The organism is Planococcus lenghuensis, assembly GCF_001999905.1.
In the GTDB taxonomy this organism is placed as follows: Bacteria; Bacillota; Bacilli; order Bacillales_A; family Planococcaceae; genus Indiicoccus; species Indiicoccus lenghuensis.
In genome coordinates, this window is sequence record NZ_CP019640.1 from 3,567,081 (window position 1) to 3,591,682 (window position 24,602).

The 24,602-nt window shown below is 49.9% G+C and carries 20 protein-coding genes; 1 reads left to right on the plus strand and 19 read right to left on the minus strand.

The window, feature by feature from the left end; genetic code table 11:
- Positions 1 to 5: 5 nt before the first annotated feature.
- The 9 genes from B0X71_RS17950 to xylF all read right to left on the minus strand — a co-directional run bounded on the left by B0X71_RS17950 (position 6) and on the right by xylF (position 10,537).
- Positions 6 to 1,130 carry an aminotransferase gene (locus B0X71_RS17950; protein WP_077590710.1) on the minus strand — a complete coding sequence of 375 codons (1,125 nt, stop codon included), beginning with the start codon at positions 1,128 to 1,130 and terminating at the stop codon, positions 6 to 8.
- 27 nt (positions 1,131 to 1,157) lie between these two features.
- Complete coding sequence (locus B0X71_RS17955; protein WP_077590711.1) at positions 1,158 to 2,144, minus strand: ornithine cyclodeaminase family protein; 987 nt, start codon at positions 2,142 to 2,144, stop codon at positions 1,158 to 1,160.
- A complete protein-coding gene (locus B0X71_RS17960) occupies positions 2,144 to 3,121 on the minus strand; it encodes a threonine ammonia-lyase (protein WP_198038655.1) in 978 nt (325 codons plus the stop codon). Before B0X71_RS17960 ends, B0X71_RS17955 begins: the two co-directional genes overlap by 1 nt.
- Positions 3,122 to 3,136: 15 nt before the next feature.
- Positions 3,137 to 4,303 (minus strand): M20 metallopeptidase family protein, encoded by a 1,167-nt coding sequence (locus tag B0X71_RS17965; RefSeq protein ID WP_077590712.1) that lies wholly within the window; start codon positions 4,301 to 4,303, stop codon positions 3,137 to 3,139.
- A gap of 207 nt (positions 4,304 to 4,510) precedes the next feature.
- Entirely contained in the window at positions 4,511 to 5,554 is a 1,044-nt protein-coding gene (locus tag B0X71_RS17970) for an aldose epimerase family protein (RefSeq protein ID WP_077591073.1), read from the minus strand.
- Between the two features lie 14 nt (positions 5,555 to 5,568).
- Positions 5,569 to 6,582, minus strand: a complete 1,014-nt coding sequence (locus B0X71_RS17975) for a Gfo/Idh/MocA family protein (RefSeq protein ID WP_077590713.1) — start codon at positions 6,580 to 6,582, stop codon at positions 5,569 to 5,571.
- Positions 6,583 to 6,668: 86 nt separating this feature from the next.
- Positions 6,669 to 7,835, minus strand: coding sequence for a sugar ABC transporter permease (locus B0X71_RS17980; RefSeq protein ID WP_077590714.1), 1,167 nt, complete (start codon positions 7,833 to 7,835; stop codon positions 6,669 to 6,671).
- Positions 7,832 to 9,352: a xylose ABC transporter ATP-binding protein gene (locus B0X71_RS17985; RefSeq protein ID WP_077590715.1), complete on the minus strand. Its 1,521-nt coding sequence runs from the start codon at positions 9,350 to 9,352 to the stop codon at positions 7,832 to 7,834. The genes B0X71_RS17980 and B0X71_RS17985 overlap by 4 nt, the downstream gene beginning before the upstream one ends.
- Positions 9,353 to 9,442: 90 nt before the next feature.
- Positions 9,443 to 10,537 (minus strand): D-xylose ABC transporter substrate-binding protein, encoded by a 1,095-nt coding sequence (xylF, locus tag B0X71_RS17990; protein WP_198038753.1) that lies wholly within the window; start codon positions 10,535 to 10,537, stop codon positions 9,443 to 9,445.
- Between the two features lie 216 nt (positions 10,538 to 10,753).
- Between xylF and B0X71_RS17995 the strand changes: the two genes are divergently transcribed.
- A complete protein-coding gene (locus tag B0X71_RS17995; protein WP_077590717.1) occupies positions 10,754 to 12,034 on the plus strand; it encodes a glucose-6-phosphate isomerase in 1,281 nt (426 codons plus the stop codon).
- A gap of 222 nt (positions 12,035 to 12,256) precedes the next feature.
- Here B0X71_RS17995 and B0X71_RS18000 read toward each other — a convergent pair whose 3' ends face one another.
- From B0X71_RS18000 to B0X71_RS18045, 10 genes are all read right to left on the minus strand, one after another.
- Positions 12,257 to 13,129, minus strand: coding sequence for an ROK family protein (locus B0X71_RS18000; protein ID WP_156889919.1), 873 nt, complete (start codon positions 13,127 to 13,129; stop codon positions 12,257 to 12,259).
- Positions 13,130 to 13,139: 10 nt separating this feature from the next.
- Positions 13,140 to 15,449 (minus strand): glycoside hydrolase family 65 protein, encoded by a 2,310-nt coding sequence (locus tag B0X71_RS18005; RefSeq protein ID WP_077590719.1) that lies wholly within the window; start codon positions 15,447 to 15,449, stop codon positions 13,140 to 13,142.
- Between the two features lie 47 nt (positions 15,450 to 15,496).
- On the minus strand, positions 15,497 to 16,180 hold the full coding sequence (pgmB, locus tag B0X71_RS18010) for a beta-phosphoglucomutase (RefSeq protein ID WP_077590720.1): 684 nt from the start codon (positions 16,178 to 16,180) through the stop codon (positions 15,497 to 15,499).
- A complete protein-coding gene (locus B0X71_RS18015) occupies positions 16,143 to 17,225 on the minus strand; it encodes a LacI family DNA-binding transcriptional regulator (RefSeq protein ID WP_077590721.1) in 1,083 nt (360 codons plus the stop codon). Before B0X71_RS18015 ends, pgmB begins: the two co-directional genes overlap by 38 nt.
- Complete coding sequence (locus B0X71_RS18020) at positions 17,222 to 17,941, minus strand: YesL family protein (protein WP_077590722.1); 720 nt, start codon at positions 17,939 to 17,941, stop codon at positions 17,222 to 17,224. Before B0X71_RS18020 ends, B0X71_RS18015 begins: the two co-directional genes overlap by 4 nt.
- A gap of 27 nt (positions 17,942 to 17,968) precedes the next feature.
- Positions 17,969 to 18,805 carry a carbohydrate ABC transporter permease gene (locus B0X71_RS18025; protein ID WP_077590723.1) on the minus strand — a complete coding sequence of 279 codons (837 nt, stop codon included), beginning with the start codon at positions 18,803 to 18,805 and terminating at the stop codon, positions 17,969 to 17,971.
- Positions 18,805 to 19,683, minus strand: a complete 879-nt coding sequence (locus tag B0X71_RS18030; RefSeq protein WP_156889920.1) for a carbohydrate ABC transporter permease — start codon at positions 19,681 to 19,683, stop codon at positions 18,805 to 18,807. Before B0X71_RS18030 ends, B0X71_RS18025 begins: the two co-directional genes overlap by 1 nt.
- A 116-nt stretch (positions 19,684 to 19,799) precedes the next feature.
- Positions 19,800 to 21,038: a sugar ABC transporter substrate-binding protein gene (locus B0X71_RS18035; protein ID WP_077590725.1), complete on the minus strand. Its 1,239-nt coding sequence runs from the start codon at positions 21,036 to 21,038 to the stop codon at positions 19,800 to 19,802.
- Between the two features lie 63 nt (positions 21,039 to 21,101).
- Positions 21,102 to 23,486 carry a glycoside hydrolase family 65 protein gene (locus B0X71_RS18040; protein WP_077590726.1) on the minus strand — a complete coding sequence of 795 codons (2,385 nt, stop codon included), beginning with the start codon at positions 23,484 to 23,486 and terminating at the stop codon, positions 21,102 to 21,104.
- Between the two features lie 292 nt (positions 23,487 to 23,778).
- The gene (locus tag B0X71_RS18045) at positions 23,779 to 24,558 is read right to left on the minus strand and encodes a sulfite exporter TauE/SafE family protein (protein ID WP_077590727.1); all 780 of its coding nucleotides are present in this window, start codon (positions 24,556 to 24,558) and stop codon (positions 23,779 to 23,781) included.
- Positions 24,559 to 24,602: the final 44 nt, after the last annotated feature.

Below are 24,602 nucleotides of genomic sequence, written 5' to 3' on the forward strand. Positions count from 1 at the left end.
CATTTTCAGTCCACTGTCTTCAAGTACTCAGAGAATTTCGTCAGTCCCTGTTTCAGCACATCGGTCGAGCAGGCATAGCCGATCCGCACTGTGCCTTCGAGATCGAAACAGCTGCCCGGCGCGAGGAACGTGCCATTGGCTTTAAACAGCCCGATGCAGAACCTATCCGATGGCATATCCGCCTCGTATTTCAGAATCGCCGTCGTGCCGGCCTGCGGCTTAAAATAAGAGATTTTGTCTTCCTTGGCGACCCAGTCATCGAGAATCTGCAGATTGTCGCGGACGATTTTCAAATTGCGCTCCATCAGCCGGTCGTAGTTCTCGAGCGCCCGGACGGCAAGCAGGTCATCGATACCGCTATTGGAAATCGTTGTGTAATCGCGGCGCACAATGCACCGCTCGATCAGTTCTTCCGGTCCGGCAATCCAGCCGAGGCGAAGCCCCGCGAGCGACAATGATTTCGACATGCTTCCCGTGCTGATGCCTTTCTCGTAAAGATCCGCCATGGCCGGCACGTTCGCATCCGGATCCTGCCACAGGCCCCGGTACACTTCATCACACAGCACGTACACATCATGCTTGCGGGCGATCGCCACAATCCGTTCCAGGTAATCCGCATCCATGACGGAACCGGAGGGATTATTCGGATTATTGATGATGACCAGTTTCGTCTTATCATTGACCAGTGAAGCCAGTTCTTCCAAATCCGGCAGGTAGTTGTTCTCCGGGGTGAGCCGGAGCCGTTTTACGTCCGCCCCGAATGATTCCGGCACGGAATGCAGCTGCTGGTACGTCGGGTCGACGCATACGACTTCATCACCGGGCTCGATCAGCGTATACAGCACAAGGAAATTTGCACCGATCGCGCCGTTCATCGATAAGATGTTGTCCGGCGTCATGGTCTTATACAAATTGGCGACATTCTTCTTGAACCCGGGCGATCCCGTAATGTGACCATACGTCAATTTTGTATCCGCAATGGAGCGGAAAAACTCATCATAATCCTCTCCACCGAGCGTTACCAGTTCTTCGATGCTCAGCGAATCGACACATGTTTCAGCAAGGTTATAAACAGCTTCCTGCTCGTATTCATTCATCCATTCTTCGATTGCAAACGGTTTAATGTTCATTGTACGACTCCTTCATTCATAGCCTTTTCAAATCAGGTTCACGGTTAAATTCCCGCCCCGCTCTTTCAGCACGGCCACCACTTTTTTAGCCGTGGTGATGTCCTGGACCGATAAGCCGGTCGAATCGAACACCGTGATGTCACTCTCTGACATTCTGCCTGGTTTATTGCCCAGTATGACTTGCCCGATCTCGGTCAGATCGCTTTCAGCAAGAATCCCTTCCCGCACCGCATGCTGCACTTCGCCCCGCTCTATGCATTGTGCACTGCTGTCGGTGAACGCTTTCGCGCGCCGGAACAGCGCTTCATCGAGTTCCTGTTTTCCCGGCATGTCCGCGCCGATGCAGGCAATATGCGTACCCGGCCGAATCCAGTCGCTTTGGATGAGCGCTTCCTTGCTCGATGTTGCGGTAATGACGATGTCAGCCTGGGAAACGCAATTTTCCAAGTCACTGCACGCCGTATAAGTGATTCCGACTCTTGTCTGCATTTCCTGAATATAAGCTGTCACTTTTTCGCTGCTCCGGCCCCAGACAAACGCTTCTTCCAGTTCGAATACCCGCGACAGCGCTTCGAGTTCCCAGCGGGCGATGACACCGGTTCCGACAATCGCCACTTTTTTGGCGGAAGGATTCGCCAAATATTTCGCTGAAACAGCACCCGCAGCACCGGTACGCATATCGGTAATCAGGCTGCCATCCATAATTGCGATCGGGGTACTGTTTTTTGCGTCCATGATCAAGATAGTGGCCAGTCCGTTCGGAATCCCGTAGTCCCGCTGATTGTTTGCATAGCCGCTGGCAATTTTCACGCAGATAATGTCATCCGCTGTGTCGTAACCGGTTTTGATATCAACTTCCCCGTGGTGTTTTTCCACTTCAAACGACAGCACCGGCGGCAGCATCACTTTCTGCTGTGAAAAGAGGCGGTAAGCTTCTTCCACTGAGGCAATGACATCATCCATTTTGAGCACTTCGGCAATCTGTTCCCGGGTGAATAGCAGTGTTTCCTTCATCACTGACCGCTCCCTTCGAATCGATTATGGAATTCCGCCACACGCGCGAGGTCGATATTGCCGCCGGTGGCGATCGTCAGCACTTTTTTGCCGGCCACATCGGGAATGAGCCCTTGCTGCAACGCGGCAATCCCGACGACTGCGGAACCTTCGAGCATATAATGATGCTGTTTGGCCATCCAGTACACCGCTTTGGCGACATCATCTTCTTCCACTAGGATAAAATCATCGACGATGCCTTGCGCCAGGTCGAAATTGCCTTGGGTGATGCCGCCGTGCAACCCTTCCGCATAGGAAGACTTGTATTCGACATCCACCAGTTTTCCGGCTTTGAAGGAATAGTACCAAGGCGGTGACGCGTGCGTCTGGATACCGATCACTTTGATCGCCGGATTCACCGCCTTAGCAGCAAGTGCGACGCCGCACAGTAATCCCCCGCCGCCTGCGGGTACGAGGATGATGTCCGTATCCGGCTCTTCAAGCAAGGCTTCGAGTCCGGCTGTCCCTTGCCCGGCCACAACCAAATCATCTTCGAATGCATTGACGAATACCCGCCCTGTTTCCTCCGCCAGTTCCAGCGCATGCGCTTCCGCTTCGTCGTACAGATCGCCATGGATGATCAACTCGCCGCCATAGCGCTTGATGCCTTCAAGTTTCGTCTGCGGCGTGGTCGCCGGCACAATGATTTGTGCCGAAATCCCCTGCAGGCTGGATGCGTAGGCGACTGCCTGCGCATGATTCCCGGCAGACGCGGTAATCACACCCCGCTTCTGCTCTTCCGCTGTCAATGAATCGATTTTATTGAGCGCGCCCCGCATTTTGAATGATCCGGTCTTTTGCAGCGCCTCCATTTTGATGTAGACATCAGCCCCAACATCGGCCGACAGCATGTCCGAGTAGAGGAGCGGCGTAGCATTCACCCGCCCTTTCAGTCGTTTGGCTGCAATTAGCACATCCTGAAACGTTGCAGTAAGCATTTTAATTTCCTCCAATCAGATTGAAGTCAGCGGATAATCTTCGATGATGCCGATGAACAGGCGGATCGCCGAAGCGAACACCTCTTCATCCAGATCGAATTTGGCGTGATGGTGCGGATAGCGGCTCCGTTCGCCTTTCATGCCGACAAAGATGAAGGCCCCCGGCTTTTCCTGCAGGTAAAAAGCGAAATCTTCCGCCCCCATGATCATGTCCACCGGCGCAAACGCATCTTCGCCCAATTGTTTTCTGATGACCGTTTCAGCGAACCGGCTTTCATTTTCATCATTGACGAGCGGCGGTGTGCCGGTGATAAATTCCACATGGCTTTCAGCTTGGAATGTGTCACATATTCCTTTCGATTGCCGGGCGATCCGCTCCTGCAAAAAGGCTCGGGTCTCCGGTGTCATGGCACGGAACGTGCCGTATAGGTCCGCTTTCGACGGGATGATGTTATAGGTCGTCCCGCCTTCAATTTTCCCGACTGAAATGACTGCCGGCTCCATCGGATTCACTTGCCGGCTGACAATGGCCTGGAACGACTGCACAAGATGCGTGGCGATGTAGATTGGATCCGTCGTCTCGTGCGGCGCCGAACCATGCCCGCCGCTCCCGTCGACTGTCACCCGGAAATCATCGGATGATGCCATCATCGGACCGGGTATCAGTCCGAGCTTGCCTTTCTCCATTCCCTGCCACAAGTGAATGCCGAAAATTGCATCCACGTCGTCGAGCACACCGGCCGATACAAGCGCTTCCGCCCCGCTCGGCGTAATTTCCTCTGCTGACTGGAAGATGAATTTTACATTCGGGCGGATGGATTCCCGGTTCGCCGCTGCCCATTTCACAACAGCCAGCAGGATGGCGGTATGGCCATCGTGCCCGCATGCATGGGAAACACCCGGTACTTGGGAGCGGTAATCGCCTTTCTCCCCTTCTTCTTCCACCGGCAATGCGTCGATATCCGCCCGCAATGCGATCGTTTTCGAGCCGTCTGTGCCCGGCAGATAAGCAACAAGACTCGGATAAGGAGCTTCCCGCAATTCGAGAGCCAAATCGGTAATGATCGTTTTGATGTAGCGATGCGTTTCGTGCTCCATTCCCGACAATTCGGGATTTCGGTGCAGATGGCGCCGATGGCCGATACTCCAATCCGCCAATGACTGCAATGCCTCTTTATTCATATGTACCCTCCTGCGTTATCCGAGCGGCCGCAGCTCCTCCCATGTATCAGAAGCGCTTCAGTTGCATCCGGTCTCTGTCCATTTCTGTCTAACACTATACAGGATGGAATAATCTGAATCCAAGTATTTTTCCGCTCTTACTTATATTTATTCATGGACGCTGAATGACTGCAATAAAAAACCGCCGGTTCTCCCGGCGGTTTATCATTAATTTGCTGTAAATGAATATTTTGTGCTCGTTCTGTAGGTCTCGCCAGCCTTCAGCACAGCGCCCGGGAAATGGGGATGGTGGATGAAATCCGGTGCCGCTTGTGTTTCCAGGCACATCCCCAAATAATTTCGGGCCTGGACACCTCTTATCTTATGATCTCCCGCCAATTTATTGCCGGTGTACAGCACGACGCACGGTTCATCGGTCTCCACTTCGAGAACACGGCCGCTCTCCGGATCTGTCAGCCTGATTTCCTGCCGGCCGTCGTTCAATAAGAAAGGATGGTCATATCCGTGATGCACGAGCGCGTTCTGGGGGTCAGCGGAAGCTGTCCCGTCTGCAATAGCACGTCCTGCCCGGAAATCGAATGCGGTCCCTTCCGTTTCCCGGATCCGGCCCGTCGGCAGAAACTCTTCGTTCAGTTCCAGAAACCGGCCACTGCTCATGATAAGTTCATGTTTGAGCACATCCCGTTTCAGGTTTCCGCTGAGATTGAAATAGGAATGATTCGTGACATTCAGTAATGTATCCTGATCCGACACGCCTTCATACCGGATGACCAATTCGCTGTCAGCAGTCACCGTGTAAATGATTTTCATGCTGATATTACCAGGGTAACCTTGGTCACCGTCCGGACTTTCATACGAAAAGATAACGGAAGCATGGCTGTCATTTTCCTGCACTTCGGCATTCCACAGCACATGACTGAAGCCGTCCGGCCCGCCGTGCAGGTGATTGGTACGTTCATTCTGCGCCAGCTGATACACACGGTCATTCAACTCAAATGATCCGCCGGCGATTCTTCCTGCAAACCGGCCGACCGCTGCGCCGAAATAAGGGGAATGCCGGTCGTACTCTTCTATTGAATCAAAGCCCAATACAACATTCTCCAATACGCCTTCCCGGTCGGGTGCGATGATTTCCGTAATAATGCAGCCATAATTGATGCAGGACAGTTGAAACCCGCCCGGAACATGGAATGTATAGCGGCTGACAGGCTTTCCATCCTTAAAGCCGAATGCATCCTGCTTCACTTTCAGTTTCGCTGTTGTTTTCATTTTACTTCAGCACCATCCGATCTCAGGCTGATCCGTTTGCCGGTCGCCATCGACGTGAAGCAGGCGTCAAGAACCCGCATATTGGCCACTGCCGATTCTCCTGAATACACCGGTGCCGCATCATTCAGAATCGCTGCAGAAAAATGCTCCACTTCCAGCTGATAGATGCTGCCGGCAATCTTCTCTTCCCGGCTCGTATTTCCCGTGGTGACAATCACCGGGCCAATACCGCCGTTCTGGTCGGGCCGGAATGCATACGGCACTTTAATCGTGCCTTCTGTGCCGATGACTTCGTACTCATTCCGGTTTGCCGTATCAAAACTGCAGTCAAAGATTGCAGGGATGCCGTTTTCAAGTTCCAGAAAGACATAAGCGGATGTATCGACGCCGGTCACCTCGTCTATTTCTGCTCTCGCCTGCACTTCAGCAGGTTCTGACTCCAACACGGTCCGGATTGCATGGACCGAGTAACAGCCCACATCATACAGGCTGCCGCCGCCCATTTCCTTCGCCATCCGGATATCGCCTTCCCGGTTTTGAAAATTAAACGAGTGGCTGGATTTCATCAGCTTCACTTCTCCGATTTCACCGGATTTGATAATCTCACGCACCCGTGCATGCTGCGGATGAAATTGATACATGAACGCTTCCATGAATTTCACGTTCCGCTCCCGGCAGAAATGGATCATTTCTTCGGTATCCTTCGCGTTCAGGGCTGCAGGCTTCTCGCACAGGATGTGTTTCCCCCGCTCAGCCGCCTTGAACACCCATTCTTTATGTAAGTGATTTGGCAACGGGATATAGACCGCATCAATTTCAGGGTCCTCCAGCAACTCCTCATACGTTTCGTATGCTTTTGGAATTTTTAGTTCCGCTGCCGCATCATGCGCTTTCGGCCCTCTGCTCGCTATGGCTGCGATTTCCGCATTGCCTGCTTGCTTAATGGCCGGGATCAATTGCGTTCTTGCAATATTCGCTGTGCTTAAGACACCCCATCGAATTGTTGTCATTGTGATTCCTCCTTCAAGTAACATCTGACACAAAAAGATATACCAGTCACCCGGTATATCCCTGCGATTGTGCTATGGTCCAGGTTCTACTTTTTACTGGAGATATCAATCCAGACGGCCAGGATCAAGATCAGGCCTTTCACAATATACTGCCAGTAGGCTCCGATATTCATCATGCTCATGCCGTTATCGATGCTTGCCATGATCAGCGCACCGATCAGGGCACCGACGATTTTCCCTTTACCGCCCATGAGGCTTGTTCCGCCGATGACGCAGGCTGCGATGGCATCAAGCTCATAGCTTGTGCCGGCGCTTACAGTCGCCGCGTTCAGCCGGCTTGTCAGCAAGACGCCGGCCACACCGCTTAATGCACCCATGATGACGAATACCCAAAGCGTATTGCGCTTAATGTTAATGCCGGAAAGCGCAGCTGCTTCCTGATTGCCGCCGATCGCATAAATATAGCGGCCGAACGATGTTTTGTTCGTGATAAAGATGAAGACACCGGCGATGGCCAGAACGATCAGGAACGGAACCGGCGTTCCTAAGTACCGGTTGAGCATGTAGACCGCCAGCAAAATGAACACGGCATAGGCTGCCACTTTTCCGTAATCGATTGTCGCCGGCGGAACGAGCAGGTGCATCTTTTCCCGTTTCGCCCGGTTTCTGACTGTCCATACCACTAACAGAACAATACCCACTACAGCCAGAATGTATCCCGGGATATATGGAAAATAACTATTGCCGATGACTTTGAAGCTGTCATCGAGCGGTGCGACTGTCTGCCCGTTACTGAGACCGATCAGGATGCCCCGGAAAATCAGCATGCCGCCGAGCGTAACGATGAAGGCCGGAACTGCCCGGTAAGCGACCCACCAGCCCTGCCATAATCCAAGAAGCGCACCGACCGCAATCGCTGCTGCAACCGCTGCTACGGTGTTCCAGTCATACCAGACCTGGAGAATCGCAGCAATTCCGCCCGCCAGTCCCAGAAGCGCACCGACGGACAGATCGATATGGCCCGCCACAATTACGAGCGTCATTCCGACAGCCAGCACCGCAATGACTGCCATTTGCGTAAACAGATTGGAGATATTCCTTGAGGATAGGAATTCACCGCCTGTGAAAAAACCGAAAATGAGTGCGATCAGTACGAGCGCGATGATCAACGTGTATGCCTGAAGATCAAATTTGAAGCTTAATCCGCTTCGCGGCGGCGTTGCGCCTTCAGCTGTTGTTGTCTGTCTGGTCATCGTTTTTTACCTCCTGTTGCAGATACCATGATTTTTTCCTGTGTCGCTTCTTCCCTTGAATACTCACCGGTAATGGTTCCGTCCGCCATAACCAGCACCCGGTCAGACATGCCCAGCACTTCCGGCAATTCAGAGGAAATGATGACGATGCCGACTCCTTCATGGACCAGTTCGTTGATGATTTTATAAATCTCATACTTTGCCCCGACATCGATTCCCCGGGTCGGCTCATCCAGAATCAGCACTTTCGGGTTATTCAGAAGCCATTTACTCAAGACAACTTTCTGCTGGTTGCCGCCGCTCAGTTTGCCGACCTGCACTTCCAGATTCGGCGCCTTCAGTTTCATTTTCCTGGTGACTTCCTCCGCGCGCTGTACTTCCACCGCAGCATCGATGACATTCATCTTCATCACTTTATTCAATGCGGCAAGCGTTGTATTTTTGGTGATATCCATCCCCAGCACGAGTCCGTACCGCTTCCGGTCTTCTGACACGTATGCCAGTCCGGATTGGATGGCATCGGCCGGTTTCCTGATCGTCGTTTCTTTGCCGTCTATCAGGACGGTTCCTGTCGTTTTGCCTTTAAGACCGCCAAATAAATTGATGAACAGCTCGGATCTTCCTGCCCCCATCAATCCGGAGAAGCCGAGAATCTCTCCTTTTTTCAGCACGAATGAAACGTCATCGGTGATTTTTTTGCCTTTTTCATCAAAAGCTGAATAGTTTTTGACTTCAAGGATATTCTCATCACTGATGGGATGCACTTCATAAGGAAAAAGCTCGGTCAGTTCCCGGCCCACCATTTTTGTGACGATTTTTTCTTCCGACAATTCTTCGATCGGATCCGTGGAGATTGTTTTCCCGTCTCTCAAGATGGTTACCGTATCCGCCAGCGCCATCACTTCTCCGAGTTTGTGGGAGATGTAGATACAGGTGACACCTTGTTCCCGCAATTCATGCAGAAGTTTCATGAGAATGTCAACGTCGCTTTCAGTCAGTGCAGCTGTCGGCTCGTCCAAAATCAAAACATCCGTCTTTTTAGTCAGCGCTTTTGCGATTTCAATGAGTTGCTGTTTCCCGACGGATAATGCGTTCACTTTCGTTTGCGGGTCGATATTGAGTCCGATATGGTCAAGCCATTTTTGTGACTCCACGTAAATTTTGTTCCAGTTGATCACTTTTTTTCTCATTAAATCATGATTCAGGAACAAGTTCTCAGCTACTGACATTTCTCCGACCAGCGCCAGTTCCTGGTAAATAATTGATATTCCTGCATCTTGAGATTCTTTAATGGACTTGAACTCAACGTCCTTGCCATTCACCACGATTTGTCCTTCATACGTCCCGTGCGGATAAACGCCGCTCAGAATTTTCATCAGCGTGGATTTTCCTGCACCATTTTCACCACATAAAGCGTGGATTTCTCCTTTACGCACTGAAAATGTGACATTGTCCAAAGCGCGTACGCCGGGAAACTCTTTTGTGATTCCTTTCATCTGCAGTGCAATTTCTTCCATACCGGTTTGTCACCACCTAAATTTAAAGGTTGATTTAAAGAGCAAGGGAGGAAAATCCTCCCTTGCCGCCATTGCTTTTTGTTTAACTGATTACGGACGTGCCGGACGCTCATCTTCCGGTACGTTTTCGAATACTTCATCATAGGAATGGAAATCATCCGCGATTACCGTTTCGACCAAGTTTTCCTGTCCGACTTTGATTGGATCCAGCTTGACGAACGGTACATCCATCGCTCCGTTATTCACTGTATCTTCCGCTTCGATTTCTTCACCTGCTGCTAATTCCACCGCAATTTCGGCGCTTCTTGTAGCGAGATCTTTGATCGGCTTGTAGACCGTCATTGTTTGCAGCCCTTCTGCAATCCGCTGCACGCCTGCCAAGTCAGCATCCTGTCCGGAAATGACTACTTCACCAGCCAGTCCCTGGGCATCCAATGCCTGAATGGCACCGCCTGCAGTGTTGTCATTCGATGCGACAACCGCATCAATTTCATTGTTATTGGCAGTCAGCGCATTTTCCATGATTTTCAGCGCTTCGTTTGCATCCCAGTCCGTTGCCCACTGATCGCCGACAATTGTGATGTCGCCGCTGTCAACAAGTGGCTGGATGATATTCATCTGGCCTTCACGGAACATTTTCGCATTGTTATCCGTCGGTGAACCGCCCATCAGGAAGTAATTGCCTGTCGGCTGCTCTTCAACCAGGTATTCTGCCTGCATTTCGCCAACACGTACATTATCGAATGATACATAGGCATCTACCTCAGCATTATTGATCAGGCGATCATATGCAAGAACAGGGACGCCTTCTTCTTGTGCCTGCTCTACAACAGTCGACAAGGAATCAGAGTTGATCGGGATAATTACCAGGGCGTCAATTCCCTGTGAAAGCATATTTTGAATCTGTGATAATTGCTCCGCTTCATCTCCATTGGCAGACTGGACAATCACTTCTGCTCCAAGTTCTTCCGCTCTTTCCACAAAGAAGTCGCGGTCATGCTGCCAGCGCTCAAGCGTCAGGTCGGATACAGAAAGTCCGATTGTCAGTTCTTCATCGACACCTTCATCTTCTCCGCCTTCGGTCGTGGTACCGCTTACATTGGCATCCTGACCACACGCAGCGAGAAACAGCATAAGCATCAGCACAGACAGCAGTGAAAGGAAACTTTTGCATTTCTTTTTCATCATCTTTTGCACCCCTTTTGAATTTTCAGTAATTAATACAACCTCAGCTTATCATGGGAAACTTAGTTTGTATATACAGTGAACAAAGTTTTAATGTCTTTTTTTCTTCCATCCGCTGCAGGCGTGCTTTTCTCCTGAACCGGCATACTGCCAATGCCTTTTTGCGCGGAGCAGTGTGGTAGACTATTATTAAAATAGGAAAGGAGTTCTTCTATCATGATTAATTTTACTTTTTCGGGATCCGTCGACTCAGCCTTGACGGATGAAAGGAAAAACCAGCTGACACAGATTCATGAGAATCTCTACAATAAAACCGGCAAAGGTTCAGATTTCCTCGGGTGGCTTGATTGGCCGAGCACGGTGCAGCCCGAGTTTCTGGAACGCATCGAGAAAACAGCCGCTTCCATCCGGGTAAAAGCAGATGTGCTCGTCGTAATCGGCATCGGCGGATCTTATCTGGGTGCTAAAGCGGTGTTAAGTGCTTTGTCCCCTTATTTTGAACAAGGGAAGAAGCAGACGGAAGTTCTATTTGCGGGCCATCAGGTAAGCGGTGAGTATTTAAAACAGCTGCTGGCCTACATAGAGGATAAGGAAGTGGTCGTCAACGTCATTTCAAAATCCGGCAAGACGACGGAACCAGCGCTTGCATTCCGCTTCCTGAAAAAGTTCATGGAAGCGCGCTACGGAGAAGATGCCGCATCCCGTATCATCGTGACGACCGATGAAGAAAAAGGGGCGTTGCTGAATCTGGCGAAAGACAATGGCTATGAACGCTTTGTCGTGCCGGATGATGTCGGCGGCCGCTACTCGGTATTCACTGCGGTCGGCCTGCTGCCGATCGCGGCGGCCGGCTTCTCCATTGAAAGACTGCTGGCCGGTGCAAAAGATGCCGAGGAAACTTACAAGGGCGTTGACTTTGAGAAGAACCCTGCCATCCGGTATGCCGCCGTCCGGCATCACTTGTATACGGAAGGCTTCACGAACGAAGTGAGTGCCATCTTTGAACCGAAGCTCTCATTCGTCCAGGAATGGTGGAAGCAATTATTCGGGGAAAGCGAAGGCAAGGAAGGTAAAGGCATCTTCCCTGCTTCCGTCGTCTTCACAACGGATCTGCATTCCATGGGCCAGTACATCCAGGACGGCAAGCGGAATTTGTTTGAAACGTTCCTGCTCGTGAAAGAAGCCGATGAAGACATGACCGTATTCGAAGCAGACGAAGACGGAGATGAACTGAATTACATGGCGGGCATTACACTGCAGGAATTCAATCACGTCGCCTATCGCGGCACTTCGGAAGCGCATCTGTCCGGCGGCGTGCCGCAGCTGAGCCTCTCCATTGAAAAACTGGATGAGTTCCAGCTTGGTCACCTGCTGTATTTCTATATGCTTACATGCGCCTACAGCGCCTACCTGCTCGATATCAATCCGTTCGATCAGCCAGGCGTTGAAGATTATAAGAATAATATCTTTAAATTGCTGAATAAACCTGGTTATTAATTTAAAAAGGCGGATCTCCCATTGCGGAGGCCCGCCTTTTTTATGTGCTCGGGAAAGAGGGAAGGTGTTACTTGCGAAACAACAGGAAACACTTGCGGAACGACTGCCGCTACTTGCAAATCCCCTTACTTTATTTGCGAAAGCCGCTTAATTACCAATAATGCAAAATTCATGCCATAACAAAAACGCCTCCATTTCTGAAGGCGCTCCGTCTTATCTTCCTTATTGTTCAATCACAAGCAAAGCTGCGCCCAGAATGCCGGCGTCATTGCCGAATTGGGCTTTTTTCACTTCCAGCGGATGCAACAGGAGCGGTTCAAGCTGGCTGATCAGTTCATCCCACCAATACTCTGCAGAATCCGATACGCCGCCGCCGATAACAGCCGTTTCCATATCGAATGCCGCCTGGAGCGTGCTGATCACGACTGCAAGATCGTATGTGAATTCCGTCACCAGCTGTTTCGCTGCCGGATCAGTCGCCGCTTTTTTGAACAGCTCATCCGGTGACAAGTCAACGCCGGCTTCGGCGATCCGCCGCCGAAGTCCCGTGCCTGATACATATTGCTCGAAGCAGCCATGCCGGCCACACGTGCAAAGTGCACCGCCCGGATACAGGATCATGTGCCCCACTTCCGCCGCGCCGCCATGCGGTCCGCCGCTTAAGATTTTGCCGTCCCAGATGATGCCGCCGCCAAGGCCGGTGCCGAGTGTCAGTGTGACGACCCGGTTCTTGCCTTTTGCCGCACCGAGCTTCGCTTCAACAAGTGACGCGCAATTGGCGTCATTTTCGACTTCGACGCGTTTGCCGGTCGCTTGCTCAAGCTGCTGTTTCACTTCGGTGCCGGTCCAGCCCGGCAGTGTTTCTGTCGCATAAATGATGCGGCCGTTCACCGGATCAACAAAACCGTGCGTTCCGATGCCGATCGCTTCGACTTCCGGATGCAACTTCAGAATGCGCAGCACCTGCTCTTCCAGATACGGATACAGCGGCAGCTGTGTCGGAACCCGCTCATCATAGAGCACAGTTCCTTCTTCATTGATTACACCCATGCGGATTTTCGTTCCGCCAATGTCCACACCCAATACGTTCACCAGTGGCTCCCCCTTATCTGATCAGCGCTTCATCTTCCTGTCCATTCCATTGAATAATCGTTTCCCGGCCACTCACCAGGACGAAGTCACGCCCGTGATGGGTAATCGGCAGATCTTCGCCTTCAATCAGCGTATAGATGACCCGTTCGCTTTCGACCCGCACTTTGATGAGCCGGTCCTGATAGCGGACCCGGAAACCGAGGCCGTCCCAGTTCTCCGGAAGCCACGGATTCAGTGACAGGCCGCTGTCTTTGACGCGCAGGCCGCCAAAACCGGAAACGATCGACAGCCATGTGCCGCCCATGCTCGCCATGTGGAGGCCGTCTTTTGTGTTGCCGTGGATGTTATCCAAGTCAAGTCGGGCCGTTTCCTTGAAATAACGGTAGGCTTTGTCGCGGTAGCCGAGCCGGGATGCCATGATTCCGTACACGCAATACGACAGAGACGAATCGTGTGTCGTCAGGTCTTCATAGTAATCAAACGAATTGCGGATGGTTTCCAGGCTTTCTTCGTCTTCGAGCAGGAAATGCGCCAGCACCGTATCCGCCTGCTTAAGCACCTGATAGCGGTACAGCGTAAGCGGATGGTAATGCAGCAGCAACGGGAACTTCTCTTTTGGCGTGTTTTCGAGATCCCAGCGCTTCTTCTGAAGGAAACTGTCATCCTGCGCGTTGATTTTCAGAATTTCATCATACGGCAGGAACATATGCGTCGCCGCTTCTTCCCATTCGCCCGGTTCCTTGCTGTCGAGACCGATTTTTTTCACAAGTTCGGCAAGCCGGCCGGAATGCTCCTCTTCAAGCAGCCGGTACACTTTACCGGCCCACTCAAGGTTATGCTTTGCCATGACGTTCGTGTAGTAATTATTATTGACGATACACGTATACTCATCCGGGCCTGTCACACTGTCGATGTGGAACTTCCCGTCTTTCATGTGGCCGACTTCTATCCAGAACCGGGCCGTCTCGAACAGCACTTCCGCCATTTCCTTCCGCAGGAACTCTTCATCCTGCGTCACCAGGTAATACTGGATATAGCTGTAGGCGATATCCGCTGAGATATGGTACTGGGCGGTTCCGGCCGGGAAGTATGCTGAACTCTCGGGACCGGTGATGGTGCGCCACGGGAATAATGCCCCTTTGTCGTGGCCCATCACCCGCGCCCGCATCCGCGCGTTATCAAGAATCGCATAGCGGTGCAGCAGCAGGTTTTTTGCAATGTCCGGCTGCGTCATAAGGAACGCCGGCAGCATGTAAATTTCCGTATCCCAGAAATAATGCCCTTCATAGCCTTCACCTGACAGGCCTTTCGCTGAAATATTGCTGTACGGGTCTTTCCCGACTGACTGGAGGAGCTGATACAGGCTGAAGCGGATGCCTTCCTGCAATTCCGTGTCTCCGTCGATTTCAACGTCCGAGATGCTCCAGAAATGATCAAGATAGTCTCGCTGTGCAGCAAGCAGTTCATCGAATTTTGTATCCCGCTGCAGATCCTGGATCGCAATGCCGCTTTCGACCAGCCCGTTGCCGTGACGCAGCGTATCCGTATAGACATTGAATTTGGTGAATGTCACCGGTTCTCCGCCTGCACATTCGTATGTTTCTTCGACAGCGTAATGCTTCGTATGCTGCGCGTGAATGTAGGATCCTGCTTTCACTGCGGTTGCTGTCGCGCAGGCCACTTCCAGATTCGTGATCATCGTTGTATCCCGCACAAGACTCAGTCCGTGTTCATACCGTATATCCGTCACATTGAGCCGCTTCGCATGCCCTGATGCCAGCCGCGGATCATTCACATCCACATAATTCGAGACGTCACCGTTGACGGTCGAAAAGAATACAACCTGTTCACTGTGATTGAGCGGTTCCACCCGGATGTCGATAGCGAAAAGTTCCTTCACGGTGAATGAAACAAGCCGTCTGAAATGCAGCCGGGTCTCACGTCCTTGTGGAGAACGCCAGCGGATGATGCGTTCAGCGAATCCGCGGTCCATATGCAGATTCCGTTCAAAACTGAGCACTTCCCCTTCAAACAGTGAAAAGCGTTCATCTCCAATGTACACTTCCACTGTCTGGCTGTCGATTACATTCAGCATTTTCTGCTGAGTGAGCGGGAAGCCGTGCAGCCGCTCGCCGTATTTGATCTCTGTTTCATCATGAAAGGCATTGATATACGTACCGCGGATCGATTTAAACTGTCCGTCGTACCCTTCCTCAAAATTCCCTCTCACACCGAGATATCCGTTCCCCAATGTCAGCAGGCTCTCGCTCAGCAGAAGATTCGGGTTATCCAGTTCGGTAGACTGGGCCAGTTTCCAAGTCATGCGCCATTTCCTCCTTACTTGCTTTAAATGAATACAGCCCGACTGTTTCAGTCAGCCGCTTGATGTTCCTCGTACCGCCGGATGATATCCGTAAATTCCAGTTCGTCTGTGCTGTCCACCCGGTAATCGGCATGCGGAAGGTGTTGGGCATCCCCGACACCGACAGCGAACATGCCGGCGCTCTTGATTGCGGTCACGCCGGCGTCTGCATCTTCGATTCCGACGCAGTCACTATACGCGACGCCCAGCGCATCAGCGGCCGTTGTGAACGTTTCCGGATGGGGCTTGCCGTTTTTTACGGTTGCCGCATCGACAATGTAATCGAAGTAATGGGTGAGCTCAAGTTTCTCCAGCACGAACGCCGCATTTTTGCTTGCAGAACCGAGTGCGATTTTAACGCCGCTTTCCTGGGCCGTACGCAGCAGTTCTTCAATTCCCGGCAGGATGTCTGCAGGCGTCGTTTTCGCAATAAGTTCCAGGTAGTTCGCATTTTTCTGAGCGGCCAGGCGCTCCTTCTCCGCCAGCGGCATCACCGCACGCTCCGGGTTCAGCTGCAGGATCCGCTCAAGTGAATCCATGCGCCCTACCCCTTTCAGCTGTTCATTGAATTTCCGGTCGAATATTACACCCACTTCTTCTGCGAGTTGTTTCCAGGCGAGAAAATGAAATTCTGCCGTATCGGTAATGACCCCGTCAAGGTCGAATATAAACGCTTTCGGCTGCTGTGCCATTCAGTACCTCTTCCTTTCTGTTAACAGGCTGTCCGATCAGCCGGACGCTGCCCCGCTTCACCAGCTGGTGAGGGACGTAGATATGCTGGCGTTCCGTCGTCTGGTCCATCAATTTCAGCAGCAGTTGGGCTGCTGTTTTGCCGATTTCCGCAAAATTCTGCCCGACCGTCGTCAGACCGGGCTGTATATAATTGCTGATCATGAGATCATCAAAGCCGGTAATTGACACGTCTTCCGGAATGCGCAGGCCCGCTTCCTGTGCCGCTTTCATCACGCCGAATGCCATCAGGTCACTGAAACAGAGAAACGCAGTCGGGCGATGGGTCGTCAGATGCCGTTTCGTCATTTCATATGCCAGTTGTTCAGAGAACTCCGCATAAAGAATATTCTCTTCCCGAAGAGCGGCGCCATGCTCCAAAAAGGCCATCCGAACTCCTCTCAGCCGGTCCTTATTGACATAGGTTTCTGCGGTTCCGGCCATGATGGTAATATCCCGGTGATTGCATGTCAGCAGATAAGACGCCATCTCCCGTGCGGCCTGTGCGTTATCGATTGATACACTGCCAATTAGTCCATTATCCGTCTCCTGCATGATATCGAGGACAACGCACGGAACATCCGAACTGATCAGTTCTTTATAGTAAGGATCATCCGTCCGGATTCCTTGGAGGATAGCTCCGCCGATATTGCGCTCCCGGCAATATTGGGCATAGCTCTTCTGCTGCTGTTCCTGAGAATCGGTAAGATAAATCGAAAGTTCAAATTGGCTCTTGGATATCGCTTTATATACCCCTTTCAAGGTATCGAATGCATTATTGTCTTTTTCATTATCATTCAGGATGCCTGATGAGATCAGTCCGACCGTCGTCTGTTTTTTTGAAGATAAATTTTTGGCTGAGATATTCGGCGTGTAATTCAATTCCTTGGCGACCGCGAATATTTTCTGACGGGTTGCTTCTTTCACGTCCGCATAATTATTGAATGTCTTCGATACCACGCTGACGGACACGCCCGCTTGTTTTGCCACGTCTTTTATGGTCGTCATTTGGGAAATCCTTCCTTGGTGTTCTTATATGCAGCTGCTCTTTTTTCCACTTTCAAAGTAAACCGGTAAAATGCCGAAAATGACAGAAATGCACCCAGCGAACAGGTAAACAATGGCAGCAAAAAAAGCAGCTGTGTCAAGCTTATCCATACAAGCAGCCCGTTGCTGAGCAACATGAAGAGACTCAACAGCGGGCTGCCGGCTGCAATAAGAAATGCGTTCTTCAGCCGTTCCTTTCCGCTCATGCGGTAATGGACACTGACCGACATAAAACTGATTGTATAGGCAAACAATGCCAGTCCTATTATCAATAACATCAAGGTGACAATAGTTTTTTCAGCTGGGATGGACAAAAGACTATAATACCAGACGAGCCAAAGAGCGGCAAAAAAAATTCCCGCCTTCATACTGTCCAGGTAAGCTGACTTCAAGTGACTTAGGTATGTCCGGACAACAGAAGTGTAATCCATTTCGGTCACCCAGTCCCGAACTGTTGCAAATACGGCAACGGTCGCCGGGAAGAACAGGAGAGGCATCAACAGCAATACTGTCAGTCCAAATAATACCAAGCCCCCGAGACTGCTGATGTCCACTGTCAGAAACACAATAAACAGCGGCAGGCTCAGTATGAACCATATTAAATTGACAGCCGACAATCGCATGACCCATTCACTTGCTGCATAAAGAACACCCGTGATGCCTTTGAGCTCTTGCATGCTATTACCTCCCTGCAGAAAGGAACGTTATTTAACGGCCCCTTCCCCGACTCCTTTGATGATGTATTTCTGTGCAATCATATAGAAAATAACAACCGGAATAATTGTCAGTGTCAGACCTGCCATTGCCAAATTCCATTCAATTGTAAATTCACCGAAGAAATAAAAGACAGACAGCGGAATTGTCCGCAGATCTTTATCAACCAATGTCAGAGACGGCAGAAGGAAGTCATTCCAAATTAATATAACGTTCAGGATCATAACAGTCGCCGTAATGGGTGTGAGCATTGGAAAAATGATCCGCCAAAATACTCCAAGCTTCGATGCTCCATCGATTGTTGCCGCTTCTTCAAGAGATATCGGAATGGACTTTATGAAACCATGGTACAGAAAAACAGAAAGCGCTGCATGGAAACCAATATTCATAAAGATCAATCCGCTGAGCGTATTATACAGCTGGATTCCTAAATTATTCGTGATGCCGGTAACAAGCTGCATGAGCGGCATCATGATTGTCTGGAATGGAATCAGCATTGTTGCGATCAGTACCATAAAGATGATTGTGCTGATTTTACCGCCAGTCCGCGCCAGCATCCAGGCAGTCATTGAGGACAGAATAACAATGAAGGCCACTGAAACAATTGTGACAACCATCGAGTTAATAAAGGCGTTGAAAAAATCCATCTGTTCCATCGCTTCCGTATAATACTGGAAGCTGAATGTTTCTGGAAACGCCAAAGTGTTTTCATATAATTCCCGCCGGTCTTTAAAGGAGTTGATAAAAATAATATAGACGGGAGATAAGAAGATCAGCGCCATTAAAACGAGCAGTATTTCCTTGGACCAATCCCGCAATAGCCGCATTACATTTCAACCTCCCGTTTCTTTGTGATATAGACTTGCGTCAGCGTAATGGCCGCAATGATGATAAAGAACATAATCGCTTTTGCTTGGCCATAGCCATAGTTTCCATAACCGAAAATCTCATTATAGATATTCATCGCAAATAATTCAGTGGCATTCGCAGGACCGCCCCCTGTCAGTGACAAGTTGACGTCATAAATCTTAAAGCCGTATGACAGTGTCAGGAACAAGCTGATCGTAAAGGCGGGCATCAACAGCGGGAGTGTGACCCTCGTGAGCCGTTGCCAGTTACTGGCGCCATCGATTTTAGCAGCTTCCACCACTTCACCGGGAATTCCTTGGATACCGGCAATATAGACAATCATGACATAGCCTGCCATCTGCCATGTAAATACGAACACCAGAGCGAATAACGCAAACGTTTCGTTATTCAGCCAATTGAAGAAAATACTTTCAAGGCCTGTCACTTCTCCGACAAGCGTGAAAACATCCAGAAATACAAATTGCCAGATATAACCGAGAATCAGACCGCCAATCAGATAGGGCATGAACAGCATGGTCCGGGCTAAGTTCGCCGTCCGTAATTTCGATGTTACCAGTAAGGCGAACGCGAGTCCTACCACATTAACTGACACGACCGAAAGCACTGTGAACAATACAGTCAGCCACATGGACTGCATGAATCGGTCATCTGCGAACAATGTACTGAAATTCTCCAAGCCAACGAATTCCATTGGATTGGCGGCAATACCGTCCCAGTCGAAAAATGCATAGTAAATCCCGATCAGAAACGGAACAATTACTACGATTGTAAAAATGATGAGCAGCGGGGCGGTAAACAAGAGATACCAGCCAACTTTACTTTTCCTGCTTCCCACGTCTATCCCTTCTTTCCTAAACATTGTTTGCTTTGGCCCTTTCATAGAAAAGGCAGGACACGCCGCAGCAGGCGTGTCCCGTATTCACTGATTATTGCTCTCAAGCAAGCTGAAACTTACTCGACTGCGTTCTGCCAAGCGGCATCGAGGTTCTCGATGAACTCATCGCCTGTCATGTCTTCATTTACAAAGAATTCTTCAGCCGCTGGGGCGAAATCGTTTGGAACAACGTTCGCTGGATAGTAATTGTGCGACCAAGGAATCGTCTCACCGCTATTGGAAGCTTCAAGAACTGCCTGCGACAATGGATCGAGGCCTTCTGCTTCAATATTAGTCATTGCCGGGATGAAACCGAATTCTTCAACAATAATCCGTTTGCCTTCTTCACTTGTATGGAGCCATTCAAGGAAATCGATTGCCGCTTCAATTTCTTCCGGTTCTTTTTCCGCATTGACTGCCCAGTTACTTCCTACACCGACAGCAAGCTTGTCATTTCCTTCAAGCGGGAATGGTGCCAGTCCAACTTCGAAATCCACGCCAAAGTCTTCAAGCAGTGCCCAAGACCAGTTTCCTTGGTGAATCATCGCTGTTTCACCAGCTACAAAGTCACCCACTTGCTGATCATATGAAACACTCAGCGGGCTTGGAGTGTTTGCTCTGATCGCTTCCATAAATTCTCCGAATCTCTGGAACTCTTCAGTTTCAGCCAATGTTACTTCACCAGCTGTCACTTGCTCCATGAATTCGACAGGGTCTTCCTGAAGAGAGAAAGGATAGTTACTCATATGGCCAATCAGGAAATATGCTTCCTGTGATAATCCGTATCCATTGATGCCTTGTTCGTTGAATTCTTCAAGCGTGCTGACAAACGATTCGTAATCCGCGATATCCTCGGGATCAACAAGATCTTTATTATAAACAATACCAAAGCCTTCTACCCCGTACGGAATGCCGACTAATCTGTCATCGAGCATGAGTCCCATGCCTGGTGCAATGTTTTCGGTGAATTCTTCACCGCTCAAATCATAAACATAGGATTCGAGACGTTCAGCGACTGTTGCGTTTTGAAGACTGAAAATCGAAGGACCGGTTCCGTTACTGAGACGGATCTGCAGCTGCTGGAAATAATCGTCTCCTGTTGTACCGATTACTTCCACGCCTACACCTGTTTCTTCCTCATACGTCTCGGCTGCGGCTTCAAGCTGTTCTGAAATTTCGACTTTTGTCTGGAAAATCGTAATTGTTTCCCCTGGCTCTACAGCAGCTTCTTCTTCTTCACCGCCGCCGCAAGCAGCAAGGACCGGTAACATTGCAGCGACTGTTAAACCTGCAGTGATTTTCTTATTGAACAACATGTGTGGTGCCCCCTTTGATTAATTAAAATTTATAGTAAATAAAATGACAGGGTCATTTTACGACTACCGTACCGTGGATGATGAATGCGGACGGATTTCACGGAACTGGACTTCCATCGTATCTTCCATTTCGTACGTCATCCCGCCTGTCTCAATTATCACGCTTCTGTTGTCACTCGCTGTGACTTTCAGTGCTTTTTGAGTAATTTCAATCGCCAGCGCCTGCCCTTGCCAGAAAATCGAAAATTGCATTCGATGCCAGTGCTTTGGAAGCCGCGGATTGATCCGCAGGACTCCGTCTGCAAGACGGACACCTGCAAATCCGAATACAGCCGCCTTCCAGATACCACCGATTGATGCCGCATGCACCCCGTCATCTGAAGTATCCATCTGCGGGCCCAGATCCACCTCACAGGCTTTTCTGAACAGCGAGTAAGCAAGCTCTTTTTCGCCGAGATCATTCGCTATGATGACATGTGTCGCCAAGCTCAGTGATGAATCATGCAGTGTGCGTGGTTCATAGTAATTGAAATTTGCCCGTTTCACCGCTTCAGATAAACGTTCATCATCCTGCAGAAATGTCTGTCCGAGCAGATAAAACAACAACAATGTATCTGCCTGTTTTGTCACTTGGAATCCATTGATCTGTTCTGCATTGTAGTTGCGGTAAATCGTCCGGACTTTCGTCTGATTTTTATATTTTGTGAGATCGATATCCGGAAGCTGCAAATATGTGTCATCCTGCGGAATCACATAATCTTCTTTTCTTGGCTGCGGCAGATACAGCAGATCTGCTTTTGCCCGCCATTCCCTGTACGCGTTATCCACTTCAAACTTCCGCAACAGCTCCGGATTTTCATCCTTCAGTTTTTCATAGTAGCGGACGGCCAATTTCATATTGAAATACGCCATGTAATTCGTATACGCATTATTGCTGACATGCTCTTTATACTCGTCCGGACCGATGACATCCGTGATCATGTATGTCCGTCTGTCACTGTGCCACTCCAGCCGGCTTGCCCAAAAATCAGCCGTGCTGAAAACCATCTCGTAACCGCAATGTTCCATGAAGTCCCGGTCTCCGGTAATGTTCTCGTATTGGTACACGGCAAACGCAATATCCGCTGAGATATGCTGTTCGATGAAACCGGACCAAATCTTCGTCTGATCACCTGTGACAATATCAATATCGCCCCAAACCGGAGTCACTTCCCCATCTGACGGCCATGCCATCTCCCAAGGGTACATGGCACCGGCATAGCCGTTGTCTGCCGCTTTTTGCCGGGCGCCCGGGAGCCCCCGGTACCGGTATGTCAGAAGCGACCTGGCAGCAGCCGGATTGGAGTAAATGAAGAACGGCAGGATGAAGATTTCAGTATCCCAAAACGAATGGCCCTTATAGCCTTCGCCGCTAAGTGCCTTAGCTCCGATGCCCATCCGGTCATCATGAGCAGGAGCCATGGCGGTAAGCTGATACAGGGCAAACCGCAAAGCCAATTGATCGAATCCGCTATCGCTTTCGATTTTGATGTTGCAGGCATCCCATACTTTTTCCTGCCACGCCTGTTTGTGGGAAAGGAATAGCGCATCATACCCTTCGTCTGCTCGCTGGCGCAGTTCTTTAAGTGATTGTTCCCTGAATCCCTGGAGGTCACATCCCTCCGCACTTGCATTCCCGTCACGGCTGGTGTGGACGGTTGTCAGCTTTTCCATCTCGAGTTTATCGCCTCGCCGGAGACTGAAATCATGTGTCAGCCATACTTTTCGCCGGTCCATGTCCTTGTCAGCATGTGCGGTTACTTTTTCACCGTTGATGATTATGTTATGTACCGTGTTAAGCACCACATCAATACTGGACTCATTTGTTGTCTGAACCAGTTGGATAAAGCGATTCTCTGCTATCCGGCGCTCCCCTTCAAGAAAATGCTGGGCTCCGGAATTCGTCACCTGGGCATTGATGCCACTTTCAACAGACACATCTATCGGGTCAGTAAGACTTTCAATTTCCATTTTCATCCCGATCAAATGCAGGTTATCGAGCGACACAAATCTTTTGAAGTGAAACCTTACTCCTTTTCCCTTTGGAGACACCCATTCAAACATTCTTGTGAGTTCAGCCGTCTTTAAATTCAGCTGACGAATATAGTTCTTTGTTTCTCCGAATTCAAGGCTGAACCGTTCTCCATCAATCCTGATATCGAGTTGGGTCACATCTGCCAGATTTGGAAGTTCTGTCACTTCGTTTTTCTGCGACTTGTTGAAGGTGCCATTTATGAATAGGTTTCTCTTCTCTTTAATGTACGGTTCCTCGGCAGCTGATCGCAGTCCTATGTATCCATTGCCGAGTACCATGACGGCTTCACCTTTTCCCAGGGTATCAGCAGAAAATGCTGTTTCTGACACAATCCAGTTTGCCAGCTCACCTTGGCCCTGTGAATAATCCATCATATCGGTATCCCCCCTCCCTTTTCTTTGTTTTATTCGCCTCTAAGGTTCACCCATAGCTATTGGAAACGTTTTCATCAAGTTTTCGAAAACGTTTTAGATTTTGAAGAAAAATAAAGACGTTCTGTCAGAAATATTCCACAAAACGTTTTCTTATTGGTAAAAATATAGAGCGCTTTCACTTATTAGTATAGTTCTTTCACTTTGGGTAGTCAATGGAAGCACTGAACTGTCTCTTCATGCAAACGGCAAGCAGATTCCCTCACTGTCCGGCTTGCCGGTATGTTTTAATTCTTCAATCAAACAACAGACGCAAGCCGATGATCATTAAAAGAAAAGACAGCATTTGAATGATCGCTGTTCCTGATATCTTTCTGGAGAGCCGCACGCCCAGCTGTGAACCGGCTAACACGCCGAGTCCTCCCCAGAAAACCGCTGTCCAATCAACATTTCCGAAATAAATTTGCAGAGCTGATCCTACAGCAGTATAGAGGCACAGCGAAAAAATCGAAGTGGCTGTGGCGTAGTGGGGCGCTATGTGGAAGACATACACCAGGATGGGTACCAAGAGCCAGCCACCTCCTATGCCAAGGTAGCTTGATATCACACCAATTACAGCTCCTATTAGAATCAGCCCTTTTACGCCGATTTCTTTGTCCTTCTGTTCTCCGGAGCTGTGACCGTTTGGCGTTTTTCTAAAACCGATGGACGAATTTTTAATGAAAAGAAATATGCTCAATGCCACCAATAGACCACCGAATATGGAATAGAACCAGGAGGCGGGGTTATTTTGCACCAGCCAGACACCGAGAATTGTTCCCGGCACAGCACTGATGGCCAGCAACATTCCTGTCTTATAATGGATGCGCTTTTGTCGTGCATAGCCGAAAACACCCGATAATGAATTGATCAATACGACGAGCAGGCCTGATCCTGCTGCTATCTCTGGTGGCATATCCAAAATCAGCAGAAGTGCGGGCACGAAAATAAATCCTCCGCCTGCTCCAACGATGATTCCATAACCGCCAGCTATTATTCCGATTGCCAAAAGCAAGAGTCCGGTTGTTATATCCATAATCACTCCCCCAAAGAAAATGACGTCTTAAGCGGAAGTTCCAG